We start from the raw sequence: 21,812 nt of genomic DNA, 5'->3' as shown, positions 1-21,812 counted from the left end.
AATACTACACATATAAGATGAGAAGGGATCTATTAGGGGCAGAACCTCACCACTAAGGGTTGCAAACGGGAATGCCAACACACAAGACCCTCTACCCCATCTAACTCTACTTTTTTTAACAGACTAGCATATGGGGGAAAACGAGTCATTTGAGCTTTATAATTATAAAATAAAACCTTATATTTTTTAATAAAGCGGTTTGATTTTATAAGTATAAAGAATATAGCTCCCAAAAAACCATACCAAAGGAATAATTGCCAAGGCTAAAAATGGATTTTCTCCCACAAAAATATAAACACAAATATAAAAGAGTAAAATTGATCCCAAAGTAAAAAAAGCAGAAAAATTCTTATGATAACGTGGATTTGCAATTCCAATCAAAGGGATAAGGAATAAACTTAAAAGTGGAAAAATTGAAACCAACACAGCCTTTACAAAACGTTTTGCCTTACTTTCACTCTCTCCATTAAATGCATTTTTCCAATACTCGACTAAATCATATCCACTTAAAGGTGCTTCACCTACTTGGGTGCGAATATTCATGTGTTCAAACATAACTTTTCTAAACTCTTCATCTTGTGCCATATAAGATTCGCCATTTTTTAGAGCAAGTGTAAAAATTCCTTGCTGATTTGTAATTTTTCCCTCATTTGCTGAAATAAAATTTTCAAATCCCAAGCCTTTGGTAGAAAACAAAATAAGATCTTGATATACTCTATCCTTTGCGCTTTTCACATAAACAAGCCAATCTCCAATTTTTTGTCCAAACTCCCCTGCTCTAATATTAATATCTACATCAACTTTTTTTCGTTCAAGAAAATTATCAAATGCCCTCTTTGAAATCGGCACAGCACCCAAAGAAAATACAAGAGAAGTAAGAGAAACAATCAAAGTCAATGGAAAAAAAGTTTTTACCAACTCAAAAGGTCTTATTCCTAGTGAGAAAAATACAAGCATCTCATAATCATAAGAAAGTCTTGAAATACACAAAACACAGGAAGCAAAAAAAGTAATAGGAATAATAAAAAATACAGTATTAGGCAAGGAATATAAAAATAAAAAAAGTAAATCCATAAAATGAAGTTTAACAACATGACTTGAACCTGCAATGGTGATAAGCAAAATCACAGAAGAAATAAAAAATAAAACAATAAAAAGAGGGAAAAAGAATTGAGAAAATACACTTAAAAAATATTTCTTATACATTTAGAACTCCAAAAATAGGAAATTGCCAATAAAACAATCCTACAATAAAGCCTAAAAATAAAAAGAGGATAAAAGGGATCTTGATTTGAGAGAAAGAAATGGTCTTATTACGATAGTAAAAAGCTCCCAAAATTAAAATATAACCCATAGCCAAAAATGCTGAAGTTACAATTATATAGCAACCATATATAAAAGGAAATAATGCACCTATAGAGCCCATAACAATCAAATCTGCTTCCCCCATCACCTCCTTATTAAAAACAAATCCCCCAAACATTCTTAACAATGAAAAAGCCCCTAAGAGTGCAAATGAAGAAATAAAATTTTCATAACTTAACACATTAAAATAATACAAGCCCACAAAAACATAAAAAAATAAAGCAAAATTTAAAATATCAGGCACAGCAAGTTTAAGATAGTCAATTAGAGCAAGCGTAAAAAATAATCCTAAAAAAATAAAGATAAACCATGCATACTCTTTATATCCATAAAGAAAAATACTCAAAAAAAACAAGCTTGGTATACACACAGCAATCAGAAGACTTTGCACTGAAAAAAAGGTTTGTTTAAAAAAGAGGGAAAAATTTTTATTTTCTCGTCCAAAAAAACTTACACAAAGAGTGGAAATCCCATAAGAGAGGAGCAAGAACAATCCTACCCAAAGAAGATGCCTTTTTGTTATAAGAATCTCCAGATCATTAAGCATTATCTTCCAATCCCACTCTTAGGAAGTTTCTCATTTCTTGAACTTCATTAAGATTAATATCCATACAAACAACGCCCCTTTTACCATCCTTACAGACCTTGCCAAAAGGATTGATAATTGAACTTGCCTTTGACATTCCTGTGTTTGCACAATCACTTGCAACAACAAAACATTGGTTTGTAATTGCTAAGGCTTGAGAGAGAACTTCAAAATGGTGCTTTCGTTCTTTGTCCCATTGAGCTAGAATAAAAATAACTTCTGCCCCCCTTACCCTTTGCCACAAATCAACAAATCGTAATTCAAAACAATTCATAACTGCACATTTGATTCCATCAATTTCAAAAAATCCAATCCCCTTTCTGCACCCTGAACGCATATATTGCTCTTCATTATTTAGGGGAAAGAGTTGAGTTTTTGCTTGAGAATAGATAATTTCATGATTTTTAATGACTTTAATATTATTATAAAAATCACCATCAATTTCTTCAATCACCGAGGTAATCAAGGTTTTTTCATTTGTAACTTCAAGATATTTTGCTAAAGCAATTTTTGAAAATTCACTTGCCTCTTTCAATCGATCAAAAGCAAAACCACTTAAAATTAAATCTGCTGTACAAATGATAGAATGTCTTACACATCTCTCAATAAATCCTATAATATTTCCAAGATCAGAAAAAAAATCTTCCTTTCGTTTAAATTGAATGGTATACACCCTTTTAGAAATCATCAAAATTTATACTTCCTTTTGCATAATTTGTTACCTTGGCTTCAAAAAAATTAGTTTTTTGATCATTAAAGCTAGAGAATTGATCTACCCATTTAATTGGATTTTTCGAACCATAAATTTTTGGCATTCCTACATGCATTAAACGATCATCGGCAAGATACTGAATATACTCTCTAATAATCTCACTTGTAAGACCTAAAATTTGCCCCTGGGTAATATACTCACCCCAAGCACTCTCTACATCTACAGCTTTTTTAAACATCTCCACCACTTCTTCTTCTAAATCTTTTGTGAATAATTCTGGACGCTCCTTTTTAGCAGAATTGATCATATTTTGAAAAAGAAGAAGATGAGTCACTTCATCTCTTTGAATAAACCTAATCATTTGTGCACTTCCAAGCATTTTTCCTGAACGTGCAAGAGTGTAGAAAAATGAAAATCCGCTATAAAAATAAATTCCCTCTAAGATTTGATTTGCAAACATTGCTTTGACCAAATTTCTCTCTGTTGGATCTTGCGCAAGCTCCATATAAACATTAGCAATATGATCATTTTTTGCTCGTAATTGCATATCTACACGCCACATATCATAAATCTCTTCAGTGTTTGCAGAGATTGACTCTACCATAACCGCATAGCTTTGAGAATGTAATGCCTCTTCATAGGCTTGACGCACAAGGGCAAGATTAATTTCGGGACTTGTCATATAAGGATTGACATTGTCAATTAAATTATTTGTCTGCAAAGAATCCATAAAAATAAGTTGAGCCAAAGCTCTATCATATCCAAGTTTCTCCTGATCTGTAAGACCACCATTATAATCTCTCTTATCAGCATTCATATTCACTTCTTCGGGAAACCAAGTATTTGCAAGCATAACCTTCCATAGGTTATACGCCCATTGATATTTAATCTTATTCAGATCAAACATACTCGTAGGATCTCCGCCAAAAATCTTACGATCATTGACTGTCTCTATAGAATTGGGATTATAAATTTTTTTGCGCTGTATTTCCATGAATAAAAGCTCCTCTCTAACTTGTGAAAATAAAGAAGTATTTTAATACATTTAAAGCTTAGAAATAAAGTAAAAGCAAAAAATCTAAGTTTTGTTCTGTGCTTATTTTTAAAATAAGCTTCATTTTTTACCTTGCTCTAAAATTTTTTAATTTTTAAGTAAAAAATAAGCAAAGATATTTTATAATCTCGGCTTTTAATTCATTTAAAAGATCCTGCGGGAGTGGCGAAATTGGCAGACGCACCAGACTTAGGATCTGGCGCCGCAAGGCGTGGAGGTTCAAGTCCTCTCTTCCGCACCACTTTTTAACTCTTTATGATAAAATCCATTTTTTATTTTATTATTACTAAGGCATACATTGAAAACAATATTACTCACAAATGATGATGGATTCAATTCTATTGGATTAATAGCATTAAAAGAGGCTCTTAAGGATATTGCAAAAGTATTAACCATTGCTCCAGCATGCGAAAAATCAGCTTGTGGGCATGGGCTTACACTCTCCAAACCCTTAAAAATGATTGAGATAGAAAAAGATTTTTACAAACTTGATAATGGGACTCCTAGCGATTGTGTTTATCTTGGATTGTATGAGTTTTTTAAAGATAAAAATCCTGATTTGGTAATTTCAGGGATTAATCTTGGATCCAATATGGGGGAAGATATCACTTATTCAGGAACAGTTGCAGGGGCAATGGAAGGAGCAATCTATGGAATCCCATCCATTGCAATCTCTCAAGTGCTTAAAAATGACGAAAAACAACATCATAATTTCTCTCTTGCAAAAGAATGTATCCGTCATATTGTTAAACAAATTTTTAACTCCTCATTTCCTTTGCAAGATCGCAAACTTCTTAATATTAATATTCCTAATCTTACCTCCAAGGAATGCAAGGGATACAAAATTACTCAAGCGGGTTATCGTATCTATGAGAATTCTGCTAAAAAGAGCAAAAATCCCAGAGGTCAAGAATATTTTTGGTTAGGACTGCATCCCCTTAAATGGAAAGAGCAAGAAAATGCTCAAATTCTTTCAGATTTTCAAGCAATTTCTCAAGGATATATTTCTCTCACTCCCATTACTCTAAATCTTACAAGTATGCAAGATTTGGATAAACTCAATGAATGGATAAAATAATGATAGATCGCTACACACGCTCAAGGATTATTTTTTCAGATTGCTTTGAAACTATCTCTAAAACAAAAGTTTTAATTTTTGGTGTTGGAGGAGTTGGAGGATATGCCCTTGATGCTCTTTATCGCAGTGGAATTACAAATATCACCATTGTTGATAAGGATAGTTTTGATGTTACCAATCAAAACCGACAAATTGGCTCAGAGGCTGTTGGGGAAGTTAAAGTTTTTGTTCTCTCTAAGCTTTATGAAAACATTACCCCTATTCATGCATCTGTGAATGAAGATTTTTTGCAAACACTTGATTTTGATCGGTTTGATTATATTGTTGATGCCATTGATGATATTGATGCAAAGATTCTACTCGCCAAAAAAGCTTATGGAAGGAGAATGGGGAGTTATATTAGTTCTACTGGAAGTGCAAAAAAACTCAACCCGCTTTGCATCAAGGTTTCAAGTATTTGGAAAAGCTATGGGGATAAATTTGCAAGAAAGTTTAGAGAGAATCTTAAAAAACAGCACTTTAGAGGGAATTTTAAAGTAATATTTTCAGATGAAATTCCTCATTGCAAAGCTCTAGGGAGTTGCAATGTTGTAACAGGAAGTTTTGGACTTCAAATTGCAAGCGAAATTTTACGAGATATTAAAGAAAGGAGTAAATCATGAAAGAGAAAATTATATTTTCTTATGAGGATGATGAACTTGATTATGAAGATGAATACATCAATAATGAGGAAAATGACGTTTTAGAAGAGGGATACTACCAAGGGTATGATGATGATGACTATCAAAACCCTGATAGCGATTATGAAGATGAATAAACTTCTACCTCTTGCACTTATCCAGCAAGCCTATCATCAAGAACAAACTTTAAAAAAAACTCAAGAAGCAATCTTTGAGGCAAGTGAGAGGGGTGCAAAACTTGTACTTCTTGAAGAGTTGCATACTCAAGAATATTTTTGCCAAAGTGAAAATACTGATTTTTTTGATTACGCTAATGACTTTGAGCGCCATGTAGAATTTTTCTCACTCACTGCCAAAAAAGCATCTGTTGTACTTGTAGTATCACTTTTTGAAAAACGTTGTGCAGGCATATATCACAATACAGCCATTGTGTTTGAAAAAGATGGAAGTATTGCAGGAAAATATAGAAAAATGCATATTCCTGATGATCCTGGGTTTTATGAGAAATTTTATTTCACTCCTGGAGATTTGGGATTTGAGCCTATACAAACAAGTGTAGGCAAGCTTGGGGTTATGGTGTGCTGGGATCAGTGGTATCCTGAAGCTGCAAGAATTATGGCACTCAAAGGAGCTGAACTTCTTATTTATCCTACAGCAATTGGATGGTTTATGAGTGATAGCAAAGAGGAGAGAATTCGTCAAAGAGATGCGTGGCTTGGAGTGCAAAGAGGACATGCAATTGCTAATGGACTTCCAACCATTGCAATTAATCGTGTAGGTTTTGAGCAAGATGTATCAGGAGTATTAGAGGGAATTAAATTTTGGGGTTCTAGTTTTATTTTTGGTCCCCAAGGCGAGGAGTTGGCTATGGGAAGTGAGGAAGATGAAGAAATTATTCATCTCACCCTTGATATGAGTAGAAGTGAGGAAGTAAGACGTATTTGGCCTTTTTTGCGTGATCGTCGCATTGAATGCTATGGGGATATCCTCAAACGTTATTGTGATTAAGGAGATCAAATGTTAGAAGATGCAATCAAGTGGAATGAAAAACATCTTCAACACCCTATGCCCCAAACTCCAAGTAGCTTATTAGTAGAATTTCTACCCACTCTCCTCTCTTTAGATGGAAGAAAAGCGCTAGATATTGCTTGTGGGAATGGGAGGAATTCAAAATTTCTTGCTGAAAATGGGTTTTTAGTTGATAGTGTAGATATTTCTTATGTTGCGCTCTCACTCTTTTCTCATTTTCCCAATATCACTGCATATCAAAAAGATCTGGACATCTATCGCCCAAAAAGCAATACTTATGATGTAATTGCAAATTTTTATTTTCTCAACAGGGATTTATTCCCCTCAATCCTCAAAGCCCTTAAACCTCATGCAATCTTTTTACTTGAAACCTTCATTAAAGAACCCAATGGAGAAAATACTTCAGCCATTATTGATGAGAAGATTCTTAATGATGGAGAATTGGAAAGTATCTTTAAAGATTTCAAGATTTTACATCATCAAACCTCTTACATTATACGTCGTGAAGGAAAAGAGGCTAAAATCATCTCTTTTGTTGCTCAAAAACAATGAATGATTTTCATCACAATCTTTTGCAATGGTATTACAAAGAAGGTAGATTGGACCTCCCCTGGAGAAATCTTCCCACCCAATCTTGTAATCCTAATCCTCAACTTGCCCACATTAATCGAGCTTATGGAGTGTATATCAGTGAAATTATGCTTCAACAAACCCAAGTCAATGTAGTCAAAGAAAGATTTTATTTCCCTTTTTTACATCGTTTCCCCACTCTGGTTTCTCTTGCCCATGCCTATGAAGATGAAGTTTTACACGCTTGGCAGGGATTAGGATATTACTCTAGGGCCAGAAATCTGCAAAAAAGCGCAAAAATTTGTGTAGAGCGTTTTGATGGTGCACTTCCTCAAAATGTTAAAGACCTTAAAACTCTTAGTGGTATTGGGGATTATACTGCTGGAGCAATAGCTTGTTTTGGTTACGGAGAGGCTGTGAGTTTTGTAGATGGAAATATTGCACGAATCTTCTCTCGCCTTTTTGCCCTCTCTTCTCCTAGCGCAAAATTTCTCAAAGAAAAAGCTCAAGAATTCTTAAATACCCAAAACCCTTTTGATCATAATCAAGCTCTCCTTGATTTAGGTGCCACACTTTGTACTCCTAAAAATCCAAATTGTCTTTTTTGTCCCATTCAAGACTTCTGTCTTGGCAAATGCAATCCCTCTATATATCCCCAGAGTAAAAAATCTTCTCTCACCCCTTTAGAACTTCATCTTGGTTTTTATATACAAGAGGGTAAAATTTCCTTAATCAAAAGTAAGCAAAAGCTCTACCATGGTCTATACAACCCTCTATCTTTAGAAAAGATTGAAAACTCGGAATTTCTTGGAAAATTCTCCCATCACTATACGCGTTACAAGATTGAAGCTTTTGTTTATCTCTGTTCTACTTTACCCAAAATCCAAGATATAGAATTTTTCACATTAGAACAAATCACCTCTTTACCCATTTCTAATCTCTGCAAAAAAGCACTCAGGTTTTTATAATGCGTCTTTTCTCGGCTAAAAATCTTAAACGATTCAAAAAGATTTTTGAAATTGCTCTACCTAGCGGGATGAGCTCATTTCTTGATATTTTTAATATTTCTATTGCCCTGCTTTTTATTGGAAAACTCTCCACCTCTCATATCGTAGCATTTGGTATGGGAATGAACTTTATTATGCTTTTTTATACCATTACTGCGATCTTTTTTACAGGAACAAATGCAACAATCGCGCGTCTTTATGCCCAGCACACTCAAAGAAAAACAGCACTTTTTACACTTTTAATCTGCTCTTTACTTTGCTCTATTCCATTATTTTTTATTGCACTTTTTACACAAATCCCCTATCTTACATGGATGGGTGCAGATGAGCAAAGCAGTAAACTTGCAAGTGAATTTTTAAATATTCTTGCCTTCGCTCTCCCTCCCCTGCTTCTTAAAACCACTCTTACCTCTGCTTTTTCAGCTATTTCAAAAGCCAATATCCCCTTTTATGTAAAGATCTTTTGCACACTTTTTAATATTCTCACAAATTATATTTTAATCTTTGGCCTCTTCTCTTTCCCAAGACTTGAACTCTTTGGTGCAGGCATAGCCAATCTTTTAAGCATTTCTCTTGAGGCTTTACTTTTAGTGCTTTTAACAAAAAAATATTTCTCAATGAATTTTAAATTAGATTTTTCTTATTTCAAACTTGCTCTTAAAATTGGGATTCCCACAGGGGTTGAGAGAGCCTTCACACTTTTTTCTCTTGTGGTAATTTCAAAATTTCTTATCAATTACGGGGGTGAAATTTTAGCAGGTTTTCAAATTGGTGGAAGGATTGAAGCCTTTGCTTTTATGCCTGGTTTTGGCTTTATGATTGCTTCAATGACTTTGATGGGGCAAAATATTAAAAAGATTAAAATAGGTAAAGCCTACGTTTATCTCACCCTATATCTAAGTATAATTTTTATGGGAATTTTAGGGATTTTAATGTGTATTTTTGGAACAAGTGCATCCCTGATTTTTAGTTCCAATGCCCAAGTTATTCAATACTCCTATGCTTATTTGGTTGCCGTAGGAATCTCTCAAATCCCGCTCATTACAATTTTTGTCCTTGATGGAGCATTAAGGGGTTTAGGCGCGAGTAAAATTTCTCTAATCATTAATGCTTGCAGTATTTGGGGGTTAAGAATTATTCCTATGTATTTCTGTACTCTTTTTCACTTCTGCGTCTATTATATTTTTGCCATTATCTGTATTGAAACCTTTATCAGAGCAGGAATTTTTTGGTGGATTTTTGATCAAGAAAAATTCTCTAAAAGTATTGTAAAAATCTAAAAAAATCCGATATATTAACTTGCACTATCATTTAAGGTTTGTATAATGAAAAGATTTTACTTTTTCTTGCTTTTTTCATTTGTATTTGCGCAAGATATACCTGAAGATCAAACTCCTGAAAAAGCACAAAAAAATCAAGAAGTTTTAAAACAAATTTCTCAAGCTCCTAAAGATCATAATGAAGCAATTGAGCGCTTTGTTCCCCATAAACAAAGTGATCGTAAGCATCGAGAAAAAATTAAACTCATCTCTACGCAAGAACTCCAAAGTAAAATGCAAGCTTGTCAGGAAAAAAATGATCTGAAAACTTGTTTTGAAGCAGGAATGATTTTTTATCAAGGTAGAAGTGCTTATGGACAAGATCTCCAAGAAGCATTTTATCATCTTGAAAAATCCTGCCAAGGGTCAGATGCTTTGGGATGCTATGAAGCAGGAATTATTGCAGCAAATACCCAATCACAAATCTCTTCCGCCCAAAAACTTCTAGATCGCTCATGCAATAGTGGAGATTTAAGAGGATGTAAAAACCTCGCAATTTTGTATTACAACGGTTTGGGCGTAGCAAAAAATCAATATAAAGCTTTGGAAATTTGGAATTCAAACTGCAATAAAGGAGATTCTTCATCTTGCCAAAAATTCTATTATACCCTTGGATATGCCTATGAAAAATCGCAAAATCTTATCGGGGCAAAAATCCACTATGAAAAAGGATGTTCTTATGGGGATGAACTCTCTTGCAGAACACTTAAGCGCTGGGGCGTGCAATTTTCTTTGAAATCGCCAACACAATCCCCAAAGCAAGGCCAACACAAACTAAAGAACTCCCCCCATAACTTAAAAATGGAACAGCAATCCCTTTAATGGGGATAACACCTGTGACTCCTAGAGCATTGATAAAAAAAGCAAAACTAAGTAAGCAGGCTATACCTACACAATAAAGCGAATACATTTGGTTTTGCACACGATTTGCAATTTTTAAAATAGGATAGATCACTCCAAATAAAAACAATCCAAGCACTCCAAGAATCCCAAAGAAACCAAATTCTTCAGCAATTCCAGCTAAAACCATATCTGTATGCACTTCACTTAAAAATCCAAGCTTCACCACCCCTCCACCAATACCACTTCCAAGCCAACCTCCATGATGAATAGCATTCCCTGCATGATAAATTTGATAAGGTTCTGGCATATCTTCAACTTTTAAAAAACTTAAAAAAGGCATCTTATCAATGACAACATTTTGAGCTGAAGCCCACCAAATTTTAATCCTCTCTACTCTTCTTGAAGCCCAAGTAATGATTAAAACAAATCCTATTAAAGCAAGAGTTGCAAATAAGCCAAGGAGTTTTTTGCTTCCACCTGCAAATAAGAGCATAACACAAAAGCTAATACTCATCACAGCCACTTGTCCAAAATCATTTTGCGACCATACAACGCATAAAAAACCAACAATAATTGCAAGCAAAATAGGAAATAGCGATTCCAACTCATCTTTAATAGAAGGATGGGGTTTATAGTTTCGTGAAAGATTATCAGAAAGAAACATAATAAAACCGATTTTAAAAAATTCTAAAGGGGCAATAGAGAAACCAAATAATCTAATCCATCTTTGGGCGCCACCTGCATTTGTTGCTAAGCTTTCTGGTAAAAAAGGAATAGCAAGGATTGCAAAAAAAGAAAGAAAGAAAAGCAGGTTTTTTAAAATCTTAAACCAGCAATCAATATTAAGTTGTGAAATTAACCACATTAATAAGATGGCAACAAGTGCAGAAATACATTGTTTGCTCATAAAATGATCACTTCTTACATCATAGATTAAAACTGTATAGGTCGAAAGTGAATAAACCATCACAATGCCAAAGCAAAGCAAAATAACTGATGAGTAGAAAATTGTTTTTTGCATTCTAACCCTTATGATTTTCTTATGAGCGAAGTTCTTTTAAAACACGCTCTACTCTCCCCTCTATCATCTTTTCTCTTTGAGGGTAGCAATCAAATTTGGCAATCACATAATAGCGTTTAGCCTGCATCACAGAATTTGCTACTTCAATTGCTCTTAGAGCATCGCTCATCTCTTGGGTTTCAAGCACTGTTCCCATTTCTCCAAGAATAGGAGAAAACCCCTCTTTTTGCAAAGCTAGAATGACTGAGGCCACCTCACTTCTCTTGCTCACCTCTCCCTCAATACTAAAAATACTAAGCTCTAATAATACTGCCATGCAATCTTTCCTTAAATCATTTGTGCAGCAAGATTTAAAATTTCTCTTGCACCCCTATCTTCAAATTCTCTTGCAAAAGTTTGTGCAAGTTGAAGATGAGAACTTAACTCGCCTTGTGTACTAAGAGCAATCACTTTCTCTCCATTGGGCAATCCAATCTTTCCAATCATCTCAAGCTTTCCATCTTTTTCATACGCATGAATTCCAATAGGAACTTGACACCCCCCCTCAAGCATCTTAATAAATTCTCTCTCACACTCACAAAAAATCTTTGTTTTCTCATCATTAAGACTCTCAAATAAAGAAAAATATTGACTATCCTCTCTGCATTCAAGTCCTAAGGCTCCCTGCCCCATAGCTGGAATCATCTCCTTAATTGCAATGGGTTGAATATACTCCACCCCTTTAATCTGTAGGCGATTAACTCCTGCTTGTGCCAAAATAATCGCGTCAAACTCACCTTTTTTCAATCTCTCCAAGCGAGTCTGTACATTTCCTCTTAAACTTTGTGTATCAAGATCTGCTCTCTTTGCCTTAATTTGCATACTACGACGCAATGAAGTTGTCCCTACCTTTGCCCCAAGGGGAAGATCATCAAGATTCTTATACCGATAAGATAAAAAACAATCACGCACATCTTCTCTTTGAGTGATTGCTACAAGTTTTAAGCCCTCAGGAAAGAACACAGGAACATCTTTGAGGCTATGAACAGCTAAATCAATCTCACCCTTAAGCAAAAGCTCCTCAAGTTCTTTTGTAAATAGTCCCTTGCCACCAATCTTTGCCAGAGGCACATCTAAGATTTTATCTCCTTGAGTTTTAACAATTCTTATCTCACTTTCTATATGACATTCATGCTTTAACCTCTGAGCAATGTGATTTGCTTGCCACAAAGCAAGGACACTTCCCCTACTTCCAATTATGATCTTTTTCATCACTTCTCCCTTCTGTAATGACTTCAACATCAATAATCTCTTCTTCATCATTCATTCTCTTTGGGGTAAAAAACTTGCTTAAAATCCCCACTAAGAATCCATCAAAAAGCCCCAAACAAAGCAATGCCCCTATACCATCACTTAATAATCCTGGCAAAATTAATAAAATCGCACCCAAAGTGCGAGTAAGATTAGAAGCAATGAATTCTTGAGGATTTTTAACTCCTCTAAAAAAATCGATCACCTCCTCATTCCCACCACTTAAAGTGCCCATTAATAAAAATATACCTATAGCACCACTGAGTAAAATTTCACCCACCAGTGAGAAAAAACCAAAATTTTGAGCAAACAAAACAAAAAATCCAAGCTCAACAAAAAAATAAAGAATAAAAATTACACCACTCCTCATTGCTACTCTCCTATCACCTCTGCAAACTCTAAAATTTCCCTATTCATCCCTTTTCTTGTAATCTTTTCAATCTTGCCTTCTTCAAGAGTTTTTCCAATCAAATAACCCACTGGAATCCCCAAGAGTTCAAAATCCGTGATTTTTACACCAAAACGTTCATCTCTATCATCAAGCAAAACTTTAATCCCTTGTGCTTGGAGTTTGGCATAAAGTTTTTCTCCTGCCTCTCTTTGTGCTTGATTTTTAATGTTTGAAATCATGATTACACATTCATAAGGAGCAATATTCCTCTCCCACACCAAACCTCTCTCATCACTTTTTTGCTCTGCAATAGCACAAATAAGACGAGAAACTCCAATCCCATAACACCCCATAATAAAATGTTGTGCTTTTCCATGAATATCTAAAAATGTTGCACCCATAGAAGCAGAGTATTTTTCTCCTAACTTAAAGATATGCCCCACTTCAATACCCTTTTTATATTCCAGTTTTCCTGCACAACAAGGGCACTCATCACCCTCTTGTACGGCCACTAAATCTGCCTTATTAACCCCTCTGTCTATTTGAATATAGGTATGCAAATTTATCTCATTTCCACCACTTAAATAAACCTCTCCTTCTTTTATTTCTTCATCATAAATGATAAAATCCCCCTGAGCGCCTACCCCCATAAAACCTACGCAATACCCCTTAGCCTTAAGCTCATCACTTGGAATATCATAAAGCTCTAAAACATTTGCATCAATCCTACTTATTGCATTATAGGCTTTAGTCTCTTCAAGCTCATCAGCACCATTAAGAAAAAAAAGTGCGACTTTATTTTCCCCTTCTTGCATTCTCACCCCTTTAGCAACGCACTTTAAAATATGGAAGGGTGGGATATTAAGGGTACTTGAGAGTTCGGAAATACTTTTAAGATTGGGGGTAGAGATGGTTTGAAGATTATTCTTGCAAAGTGGGTAATCTTTTTTCTTTCTCTTCCCTGCTTCAATATTGCTTGCATATCCACAATTTTTACAAACAATTAAAGTATCCTCACCACAATCAGCCAAAAGCATAAATTCTTTGCTCCCACTCCCTCCAATTGCACCACTATCCGCCTCAACAACAACATACTCCACCCCAAAAGAATCAAAAATTTTCCTATAAGTACTCTCCATTAATAGAAATTCCCTATCTAAATCCTCAGAGTTTGAATGAAAGCTGTATGCATCTTTCATCACAAACTCACGTCCACGAATAAGCCCAAATCTAGCTCTAAGCTCATCACGAAACTTAAGATGAATTTGATAGAGATTGAGAGGGAGTTGCTTATAGCTTTTTACCCTCCCCTTCACACACTCTACAACAGCTTCCTCATGAGTGGGACCAAGAACAAAGTCCTGATCTTTTCTATCCTTAAACCTCAAAAGTTCTTTGCCATATTTTTCATATCTTCCTGATTTTTGCCATAATGATGCAGGAGTAACAAATCCCAATAGCAATTCCTGCGCACCAGAAGCATCCATTTCCTTTCTAATAATATTTTTAATATTTTCTAAAACCCTATAACCTAAAGGCAAAAGATTATAAATCCCTGCTCCTACTTGTTGAATATAGCCTGCCCTAAGAAGATATTGATGACTCTTTAGCTCAGCATCTTTAGGAGTTTCTTTTGTTGTGAATATAAAACTTTGACTCATTCTCATCACAGATCCTTTTTGCTTTTGAAATCTCTTTCACATTTATAAGGGTTTTGATAAATCTCTACTCCACCTAAATCAAAAAGCTTTTTAACATTATCCAAGATAAAATCTCCCTCTGGACATTCTTTAATGGTCTTGATATAGACTGTAGGATGATGAAGAAATTTATTGAATGCATTGTGCAAGATTCTCTCAACCTCTTGAGCATTTTCTCTAGCTAAAAAGCCCTTTTTCACCGCTCTTTTAATTTCAGAGATTGCACACTCCTTTGCTTTAGCTCTAAAGGATTTGATAATAGGCTCAACTTCCAAGGTTTTAATCCAAGCAAAAAATTGTTTTGTCTGCTCATCAATAATCTTTAGAGCATTGCTAAGTTCTTGCTGACGCTTATTAATATTATCATTGACAATCTCTTGTAGATCATCAATCACAAAGACTTCAGCTCCTATAATCCCATCCTCAATATCTCTAGGCAATGCCATATCAAACCATAAACATTGCTTTTTAGGGGGAACAACCTCTTGAGTAATGATTGCATGAGGAGCTCCTGTGGCTGTAAAAAGATAGGGATGCAAACTAAGGAGAGAATATAAAGAAGATAAAGGAGCAACTTCTACCCTTTCTCCAAGCTCTTTAGCTAGAGCTTGTGCACTTTGAATCCGACCGCTTAAAAGAATGATGCTAAAACCATGAGAAAGCAAATGTTTTGCACATAAGCTCCCAATCTCACCAGTTCCTACAACAATGATTTTTTCTTTTTGATCTGGATGATATTGCATAAACTTTGTCACTGCAACAGAAGCCACAGATATTGGACTTTTAGAAATTTGAGTTTGGTTTCTCACAAGAGCAGAACATTTAAATGCAAAATGCACAAGACGACTTAGAGCTTTTTTACAAAATCCAAGATTAAAAGAAATTTTATATGCACTCTTGAGCTGACCTGTAATTTGTGTTTCACCCACAACAAGACTATCTAAACTGCTTGCTACTTTTAAGATATGCTCAACTGCTTCTTTATCACAGAGCACATTTGCATTCTCTCTTAAAATTTTGCTCTCAATCCCTCTTTTTTGAGCCAAAAAGTCAATCAATCCCTCCAAATCTTCTTGTTTTAATGCTTTCCCATAAAGCAAAATCTCAAAACGATTGCAAGTGGAGAGAATGATGCATTCCTCTACTGCAGAAGAAGTTTGAAATATTCCTTGGTAAAAATAAGGAATCTCATCTTGCAAAAGAGCGATTTGCTCTCGTAATGAAATATCAAGTCTCTTGTGAGAAAAACTGATTATTGCATACATTAATAATACCTCTCAATCATCGCCTCAATCATCGCATCTAGCTCTGTGTTATATCCTTTTGGAAGTTTACAAACAGCACTTTTTGCATACTCTTTTGCATACTCAAAAGATTGATTGATGATCCTATATTTTTCAAACCTCTCAAAAAGCCATACTTTTTGCTCTTTATCCAAACTCTTATGATGCAAAGAGGCAAGAATATCCCTCTCTTCTTGAGGAAGCACATCATAGAGAAAAATATAAGGTAGAGTTGTTTTACCTTCAAGAAAATCTGTCATTGCTGGTTTTCCTAAGATTTTTTCATTTTGAGTGATATCTAAAATATCATCAACAATCTGAAAAGCAATTCCTAAGCACTCTCCATAATGATAATACGCCCCACAATCCTCACCAACTAAAAGCGCTGCACTCTGTGCAGTTGATGCAATCAAAGATGCGGTCTTTTCTTTAATCATAAGCAAATACTCTGAAAGGGAGGGATTAAAGCTTTGGGAGAGAAAAACATCTCTAATCTCTCCACTTGAAAGAGCGCAAACTGAATTTGCAATACTTTGAGCAATCTCAGAAGGGAAATAGAGCAAATGAGCATAAGCTTTGGAGTAGAGTGCATCTCCAAGCATAATAGAATTTTTATTTCCAAATAATGCATTCAGTGATGCGGAGTTCCTGCGAGTCATTGCCCCATCAATCACATCATCATGAAGTAAGGATGCAAGCTGAATAAGCTCAATAATACTGCAAAGTTTAATACTCTCCTTACTTACTCCAGCAATTGCAAAAACAAGTCGACTTCTAAGCATTTTTCCTTGAGCAAGTTTTGAAGAAAGCTTATGAATAAAAGGGTTATCAAATTCTAAAAGAAAAGTTTTAATCTGCTCTTTAACCTTTTGCAAGGCATCATTGGACATAGACATCTCCATAGGTTACAACCTTAAATACCGCTTCTTTTGAATCTGTATTATAGGATTTAAAAAATACGACAAGATAAGAAGAAATTCCTTTTTTGCCCTCTTGATTAAGTCCAATTCTAAAAGCGTTTTTTTTATAAGTATTATACAGAATGGTTTGATGATTGAAGCCATCATAATTTGCCAAAAAAACAAGTCCCTCATCGATATATAAAGTCCAATGAAACTTAAATTCTCTCATATTAGTGCTTCCAACAAGTAGAGTCATTTTGTGCTCTTGATTTATTGCAAGACTTACTTCTTGCTCACTTGTCCAATTGGGCTCTTGGCAAAAGAGAAAAGAAATACAAAATACAAAATACAAAAACCTATTCATTCTTGCTTAAAATCTTGCTCATTGAAGTTATAGCAAGATCACATTTTTTTCTATTAATGCTCTGCGCATTAATCTCTTCCCCTTCTTGTTGTAACTCATAAACTGCCAACTCTTCTAATAATCGCTCTAATTCTTCTTCCACACAAGAAGGTGAAGCATGTAAAATAATTTCTTTCCATTTTGCAATTGGCGATCCTTCAAAAAGTTCATCAAACATTCATCAATCCTAAAACTTATATTTTAGTCCTGCAGAGATACCCAAATTGTGCTCTTGGGTATCTAATGCACCACGATATCCTGCACTCACATTAATAGAGAAAGCTTGATTGATATACCCCTCTCCTCCTGCATAGAGTGAAAAATTCCACTTACCGTATCGACTCAAACCATAATGCATCTTATTGGATGCCCCAACAAAAGCAACGCTACTCTCTGCCTTACTTTCATAAAGATTATATTCAAGGCTTGGCAAAAAATAAATATAGGAGAATGCACTAAGATATTGTCTAAACTCAAGACCTGCACCAAACTCCATCCCACCTTGCATTTGTTCATTTAAAACAATTGAATTTGAACTTCCTTCTCCTATTAGAGTTGGCAACCCTACTCCATAAAAAGTAAAATTTGCCAAAGGTTTAAGGAGAAATCCTTTTAGAGGAGTTTTAAAAATATATCCATAGCGTATATTTAAATCAAAACTATCTGTTCCAAAATTAAAGCTTTGATCAAGAGAATTAGAGAATTGAGTTTGTGCCTGATTAAATCCATGAAGATAACTCAAAGTTACATCAAATTCAGAAGCACCATAATACAATCTCACATATGCCGAAAGATCAAGATTATGAGCTGAGTTTTTAAGTGTATTGGCTTTATAAGTTGAATACCCATATGCTCCATATATTCCAAATAAAATATTTGGAATAGGCATATACTCATAACCCAAACTCATTCCATATAAGGAAGAATTATCCAAAGAAGTCTTGCTTGTTGAAGTAATAGCTGAAAACCAAATATTATTTCTAAATGCAATCCGGTCATCAAACAAAAAAGGTGCAGGAGCATCTAAAACCTGATGGGTTTGTTCATGAGATACAGATTGTGTGTCTTTTTGTTCTGATGATTTTTGATTTTCAAAATGTGGAGAAATTTCACTGACAATACTTTCAAGTTCCATTTGTGCAGTATAGGGATTAGAAGAACGCACCATTCTATTTTGCACAGCAATTTCTCTAATGACTTTCATTTTTCTGAAATCTTCAATAACAGGACGACTGATATCACTCACACTTCTCATTGCTTGCTGAATTTGATTAGCCACTGAAACCAAAGATGCACTATTATAAGATCCAATATCTTTTAAAATTCCAAGCTCTAAGCCATTTTTGGCTTCAAGCGCATTATTAAGAGCTTGCATAGCTTTTGAATCGCTAGAATTAAGGATATTTATCATCTCTTGAGTTTTTTTCTCAGAAATTGCTCCATCGGAGTTTTGAAGAATTTTCATATATTGATCAATCACTCCTGTTGGAGTACCATTAATCGTAATTTGAGAAATTGCCTCACTTCTAATCACTCCAAATCCAATAAAATCATTACCAATTAAAGCAACCCCATTTAAGAAAATTCCCAACTTATTTTCATTCCCCTCATAAGCATTTTTTCCATTGATATAATCTTCAATTTCATTTTTAAGGAGAGCCTTTTGCGAATCATAAGTAAGCTCTGAATCCCTAGGTTGAGGAGTGTTTCCATCCTGTGTATTAGGCTTAAGCAAAGCACTTCCTACTCGATAGTTAATATTACCCTCTTGGGTCTTAATCAGCATATAGACTTGATCAACCAAAAGAGAGTAGAAATTAGTGTGATTAATCGCAATAAGGGGATTAACTGTTTCACCCCTCTCTTGATGGTTGGTCATATCAATATTTAAATCACCCTTTAAGATTAAACTTCCCATTCCAAATTGATCAGCACTAAATACAAGGCTTCCTGCATGATTAATATCCCCTCCAACATACAGAGAAGCACTGGATTTAAGATTTAAGATTGCATAGTTATCAAAGCTAAAGCGAGTCTGTGACTCTTTTGTGTTAGAAATAATTTGATTGCTCCCTTGCACTTCAAAAATAGCAAGATTTTCAACAAAATCTTTCTTCAGCTCTCTTGCATCGCCATTGGCAATAATCCCCTGGGAATCATTAACAAAAATATTGACATTCCCTCCTAATTGAAGCTTTCTCAGATTAACAAATGCTCCTGCAACACTCACATCATCGCTATTTGTACTTTTGGCATTTTTAGAAGCATCAGAAGTATTGGCGTTAGAGAGTTGATTATTGAGGGCAAGAGAACTTAAATCCAAATTAGTCTTAGTTAATCTTAAGTTATAGCTCTTAACACCTGCAATTTGACTTACAATCTTAAAAGTCCCTCCACTAATACTCACCTTATCTTTTCCAGAATTTGGTTGGTTGCTTCCTAATTGAATAAAACTTGAAGCATTAAGAGAATTTGAATACAAAATCAACTCCCCTTCTTGGAGCGTTTTTTTCTCATCATCTAAAGTCTTTGAAGAGAGGGCAATGTCTTGAGAGATTAATGTGATGCTCCCACTTGAAGTGATTGCATTTTTTGCACCATTGGCCTGAATGATACCTTTTTTATTCTTGGTGTTAGTAATTAAAATATCTCGCACTACACTATCTTGACGTGAAGTCATTGTGCTAAGATTTCCCCCTCCATCAAAAGTAAGTGTGCCTTGATTATCAAAAACATTACTTTTACCTAGCAAAAATACTCCTGCGGGATCAAGTTCTCTAGGTGTATGATTTTCTTGATCTATTCCACGTGTTGGCGGACGAGTAGGAGCTTGCTCAGTTGTGCTGCGCATAGAATTTGAGATTGTAGTTGAGGAGGTGTTGATGAGTTGAGTTTCAAACTCTGCTGTGGAAGATTGATTCTTATAAGTATCACCCAAAACTATAGCCCCACCATTAGCATTAATTGAACCTTTGAATTCCATACTCAAACCACTATCTTGTGCGCCTTTGAGCCAAAGCAAGGAATCTTTTCCTAAAGTAAACTTTGCACTGCTTCCTGTATCAATGCCATCATAGGCTTGGATAAGCGCCCTAGCATTAGAAGCAAGATCAAAACTACCATTAAGCAATATCTTTCCTCCATTGGCCTTTGTTACTCCTATTGGATTAGGTGGAGAACCTGCTGAGGAATTCTTAACCTGAACTTGTGCATCAAAATTAAGTATCTTATTGTTTTCTTTTTGTTCTTCAATGCTCACATGAGTGAGATTCATTGCATATTCTTGTTCTTGTGAATCGTTTTGTTTGACAAAAGCATTTTCATTATTAATGACCCTTAGCACAATGTCTGAATTTTTCCCAATACGCATTGACCCCCCACCTTGGATAAATTGTGCTTTTTGGGCTTCTACCCAATCCTCTGGTTTACTTGAAGAATTTGTGCCTTTATAATCAATATTTGCCGTAATGCTTGCAGTTGATCCAATATCTGTGGCATAGGTATTAATTTTTGTAATCCCATTGCTATCCACTTTTGTCACAAGTTCTCTTGCTCCTGTCCCTACATTAATCCCTCCATTGAGACTAATTTTTGTTGCCTCTAAAGTGAGATTGATTTTTTTAGCTCCTTCTCTATCACTTTGTGCCACACTTTGATTACCCAAAGAATCTTCTGTGATTTTTTTTGCCTCTTGTGCATAAATATTAATACTTGAACCAATCTCTAAATGATTGCTTGACCTAAAAGAAACCTCTGCCTTATCAGCAATATACACACTGCCCAAGATTTTTGTATCCCCTTGAATATCAGAGCTAAAAGAAGCAATGGCTTTTTCTTGTGTTTTATCATTATTATTAGTTTCAAGATTAAGACTGGCCTCCATACTCAAAAGCGAATAATCACTTTGAGATTTGATGCTTAATGATGTTTTTCTTGCATTACGCATTACAGAATCATTTGTCCCCGTATAAAGATTAATTTCATTATTATTACTGTCTAAACCTCTTGTGTTTCCACTGCGAATATAAATACCCCCTTTAAGAGTTGTTTGAGTAAATCCTTCAATTGCTAAATTTGTCCCACTATAAAGGTTAATATTACCTGTATTATTTTGATATCCTCCAAGAATAAAGCTTTTAAAGGGAGTGCCACTACTATCTGCATTTTTAATTGTAAGCTTACTCCCAAATTGAATCTGTGATAATTCACTTAAAGTGGGTAATTTTAATTCTGAATTTTTATATCCGCTGATAAAATTAAAATTTTTCAAAGTGAGGATTCCCTCATCTTTTTTATCCGAACTAAACGTGGCAATAACATTAGGCGGTGGTACTAAGGGTGTTAAAGATGGGGGGGTTGAACCTGCACCCTTATTGGAATTGGAATTAATGATGAACACTCCCCTATCTTGATCCCACTTAAAATCATCACTATTAAAGCCTAAAGGATTCCAAGTGGGGGTTTTATGCGTTAAGTCTGAGGAGCTTGCTGAAAAATCTATCTGCACCTCAGAATCTTGAGCTTGAAGCAATAAACTTGAGGCAATCAAGGAAACAAATATATTATGGGTTTTCATTCT

General features: G+C 34.9%; 22 protein-coding genes and 1 tRNA gene. 9 read left to right on the top strand and 14 right to left on the bottom strand.

Annotated features, from left to right (window positions below; all coding sequences use genetic code 11):
• Nucleotides 1–186 precede the first annotated feature (186 nt).
• The 4 genes from CQA62_RS02450 to CQA62_RS02435 are packed head-to-tail and all read right to left on the bottom strand — an operon-like array spanning nt 187 to nt 3,657.
• Complete coding sequence (locus CQA62_RS02450; protein ID WP_104724518.1) at nt 187–1,206, bottom strand: LptF/LptG family permease; 1,020 nt, start codon at nt 1,204–1,206, stop codon at nt 187–189.
• Nucleotides 1,199–1,912 (bottom strand): A24 family peptidase, encoded by a 714-nt coding sequence (locus CQA62_RS02445; RefSeq protein ID WP_104724519.1) that lies wholly within the window; start codon nt 1,910–1,912, stop codon nt 1,199–1,201. Before CQA62_RS02445 ends, CQA62_RS02450 begins: the two co-directional genes overlap by 8 nt.
• A complete protein-coding gene (locus CQA62_RS02440; RefSeq protein WP_104724520.1) occupies nt 1,905–2,639 on the bottom strand; it encodes a nitrilase-related carbon-nitrogen hydrolase in 735 nt (244 codons plus the stop codon). Before CQA62_RS02440 ends, CQA62_RS02445 begins: the two co-directional genes overlap by 8 nt.
• Nucleotides 2,629–3,657 carry a ribonucleotide-diphosphate reductase subunit beta gene (locus tag CQA62_RS02435; protein WP_104724521.1) on the bottom strand — a complete coding sequence of 343 codons (1,029 nt, stop codon included), beginning with the start codon at nt 3,655–3,657 and terminating at the stop codon, nt 2,629–2,631. Before CQA62_RS02435 ends, CQA62_RS02440 begins: the two co-directional genes overlap by 11 nt.
• A 216-nt stretch (nt 3,658–3,873) precedes the next feature.
• Here CQA62_RS02435 and CQA62_RS02430 point away from each other — a divergent pair.
• The 9 genes from CQA62_RS02430 (at nt 3,874) to CQA62_RS06845 (ending at nt 10,222) form a co-directional block, all read left to right on the top strand.
• A tRNA-Leu gene (locus CQA62_RS02430) sits at nt 3,874–3,958 on the top strand.
• A gap of 57 nt (nt 3,959–4,015) precedes the next feature.
• The gene (gene surE / locus CQA62_RS02425) at nt 4,016–4,795 is read left to right on the top strand and encodes a 5'/3'-nucleotidase SurE (protein ID WP_104724522.1); all 780 of its coding nucleotides are present in this window, start codon (nt 4,016–4,018) and stop codon (nt 4,793–4,795) included.
• Complete coding sequence (locus CQA62_RS02420; RefSeq protein WP_408609836.1) at nt 4,795–5,457, top strand: tRNA threonylcarbamoyladenosine dehydratase; 663 nt, start codon at nt 4,795–4,797, stop codon at nt 5,455–5,457. Before surE ends, CQA62_RS02420 begins: the two co-directional genes overlap by 1 nt.
• Nucleotides 5,454–5,612: a hypothetical protein gene (locus CQA62_RS06870; RefSeq protein ID WP_158653686.1), complete on the top strand. Its 159-nt coding sequence runs from the start codon at nt 5,454–5,456 to the stop codon at nt 5,610–5,612. The genes CQA62_RS02420 and CQA62_RS06870 overlap by 4 nt, the downstream gene beginning before the upstream one ends.
• A complete protein-coding gene (locus CQA62_RS02415) occupies nt 5,599–6,483 on the top strand; it encodes a carbon-nitrogen hydrolase (RefSeq protein WP_104724524.1) in 885 nt (294 codons plus the stop codon). Before CQA62_RS06870 ends, CQA62_RS02415 begins: the two co-directional genes overlap by 14 nt.
• A 9-nt stretch (nt 6,484–6,492) precedes the next feature.
• Complete coding sequence (locus CQA62_RS02410) at nt 6,493–7,056, top strand: class I SAM-dependent methyltransferase (protein WP_104724525.1); 564 nt, start codon at nt 6,493–6,495, stop codon at nt 7,054–7,056.
• Complete coding sequence (gene mutY, locus CQA62_RS02405; RefSeq protein ID WP_104724526.1) at nt 7,053–8,042, top strand: A/G-specific adenine glycosylase; 990 nt, start codon at nt 7,053–7,055, stop codon at nt 8,040–8,042. Before CQA62_RS02410 ends, mutY begins: the two co-directional genes overlap by 4 nt.
• Nucleotides 8,042–9,361, top strand: coding sequence for an MATE family efflux transporter (locus CQA62_RS02400; protein ID WP_104724527.1), 1,320 nt, complete (start codon nt 8,042–8,044; stop codon nt 9,359–9,361). The genes mutY and CQA62_RS02400 overlap by 1 nt, the downstream gene beginning before the upstream one ends.
• Nucleotides 9,362–9,406: 45 nt before the next feature.
• On the top strand, nt 9,407–10,222 hold the full coding sequence (locus CQA62_RS06845) for a tetratricopeptide repeat protein (RefSeq protein WP_126498331.1): 816 nt from the start codon (nt 9,407–9,409) through the stop codon (nt 10,220–10,222).
• On the opposite strand, the gene CQA62_RS02395 is transcribed toward CQA62_RS06845, so the two are convergent.
• From CQA62_RS02395 to CQA62_RS02350, 10 genes are read right to left on the bottom strand one after another with little or no spacing between them, the layout of a single operon-like run.
• Nucleotides 10,107–11,264, bottom strand: coding sequence for an FtsW/RodA/SpoVE family cell cycle protein (locus CQA62_RS02395; RefSeq protein WP_104724528.1), 1,158 nt, complete (start codon nt 11,262–11,264; stop codon nt 10,107–10,109). The two genes, CQA62_RS06845 and CQA62_RS02395, sit on opposite strands and share 116 nt — an antisense overlap.
• A 19-nt stretch (nt 11,265–11,283) precedes the next feature.
• Nucleotides 11,284–11,580 carry a thiamine-binding protein gene (locus CQA62_RS02390; RefSeq protein WP_104724529.1) on the bottom strand — a complete coding sequence of 99 codons (297 nt, stop codon included), beginning with the start codon at nt 11,578–11,580 and terminating at the stop codon, nt 11,284–11,286.
• A gap of 11 nt (nt 11,581–11,591) precedes the next feature.
• The gene (hemC, locus tag CQA62_RS02385) at nt 11,592–12,515 is read right to left on the bottom strand and encodes a hydroxymethylbilane synthase (protein ID WP_104724530.1); all 924 of its coding nucleotides are present in this window, start codon (nt 12,513–12,515) and stop codon (nt 11,592–11,594) included.
• Nucleotides 12,490–12,924, bottom strand: a complete 435-nt coding sequence (locus tag CQA62_RS02380; RefSeq protein ID WP_104724531.1) for an FxsA family protein — start codon at nt 12,922–12,924, stop codon at nt 12,490–12,492. Before CQA62_RS02380 ends, hemC begins: the two co-directional genes overlap by 26 nt.
• Nucleotides 12,925–12,926: 2 nt before the next feature.
• Nucleotides 12,927–14,612: a proline--tRNA ligase gene (locus CQA62_RS02375; RefSeq protein WP_104724532.1), complete on the bottom strand. Its 1,686-nt coding sequence runs from the start codon at nt 14,610–14,612 to the stop codon at nt 12,927–12,929.
• A complete protein-coding gene (gene hemA / locus CQA62_RS02370; RefSeq protein WP_104724533.1) occupies nt 14,612–15,910 on the bottom strand; it encodes a glutamyl-tRNA reductase in 1,299 nt (432 codons plus the stop codon). The genes CQA62_RS02375 and hemA overlap by 1 nt, the downstream gene beginning before the upstream one ends.
• On the bottom strand, nt 15,910–16,818 hold the full coding sequence (locus CQA62_RS02365; RefSeq protein WP_158653687.1) for a polyprenyl synthetase family protein: 909 nt from the start codon (nt 16,816–16,818) through the stop codon (nt 15,910–15,912). The genes hemA and CQA62_RS02365 overlap by 1 nt, the downstream gene beginning before the upstream one ends.
• The gene (locus CQA62_RS02360) at nt 16,808–17,194 is read right to left on the bottom strand and encodes a hypothetical protein (RefSeq protein ID WP_104724535.1); all 387 of its coding nucleotides are present in this window, start codon (nt 17,192–17,194) and stop codon (nt 16,808–16,810) included. Before CQA62_RS02360 ends, CQA62_RS02365 begins: the two co-directional genes overlap by 11 nt.
• Nucleotides 17,187–17,411 (bottom strand): DUF2018 family protein, encoded by a 225-nt coding sequence (locus CQA62_RS02355; RefSeq protein WP_104724536.1) that lies wholly within the window; start codon nt 17,409–17,411, stop codon nt 17,187–17,189. Before CQA62_RS02355 ends, CQA62_RS02360 begins: the two co-directional genes overlap by 8 nt.
• Before the next feature lie 9 nt (nt 17,412–17,420).
• Nucleotides 17,421–21,809 carry an autotransporter outer membrane beta-barrel domain-containing protein gene (locus CQA62_RS02350; protein WP_104724537.1) on the bottom strand — a complete coding sequence of 1,463 codons (4,389 nt, stop codon included), beginning with the start codon at nt 21,807–21,809 and terminating at the stop codon, nt 17,421–17,423.
• Nucleotides 21,810–21,812: the final 3 nt, after the last annotated feature.

The sequence above is a fragment of the Helicobacter cholecystus genome (assembly GCF_003364215.1).
GTDB lineage: Bacteria > Campylobacterota > Campylobacteria > Campylobacterales > Helicobacteraceae > Helicobacter_G > Helicobacter_G cholecystus.
This window is presented reverse-complemented; position numbering and strand designations above follow the sequence as displayed.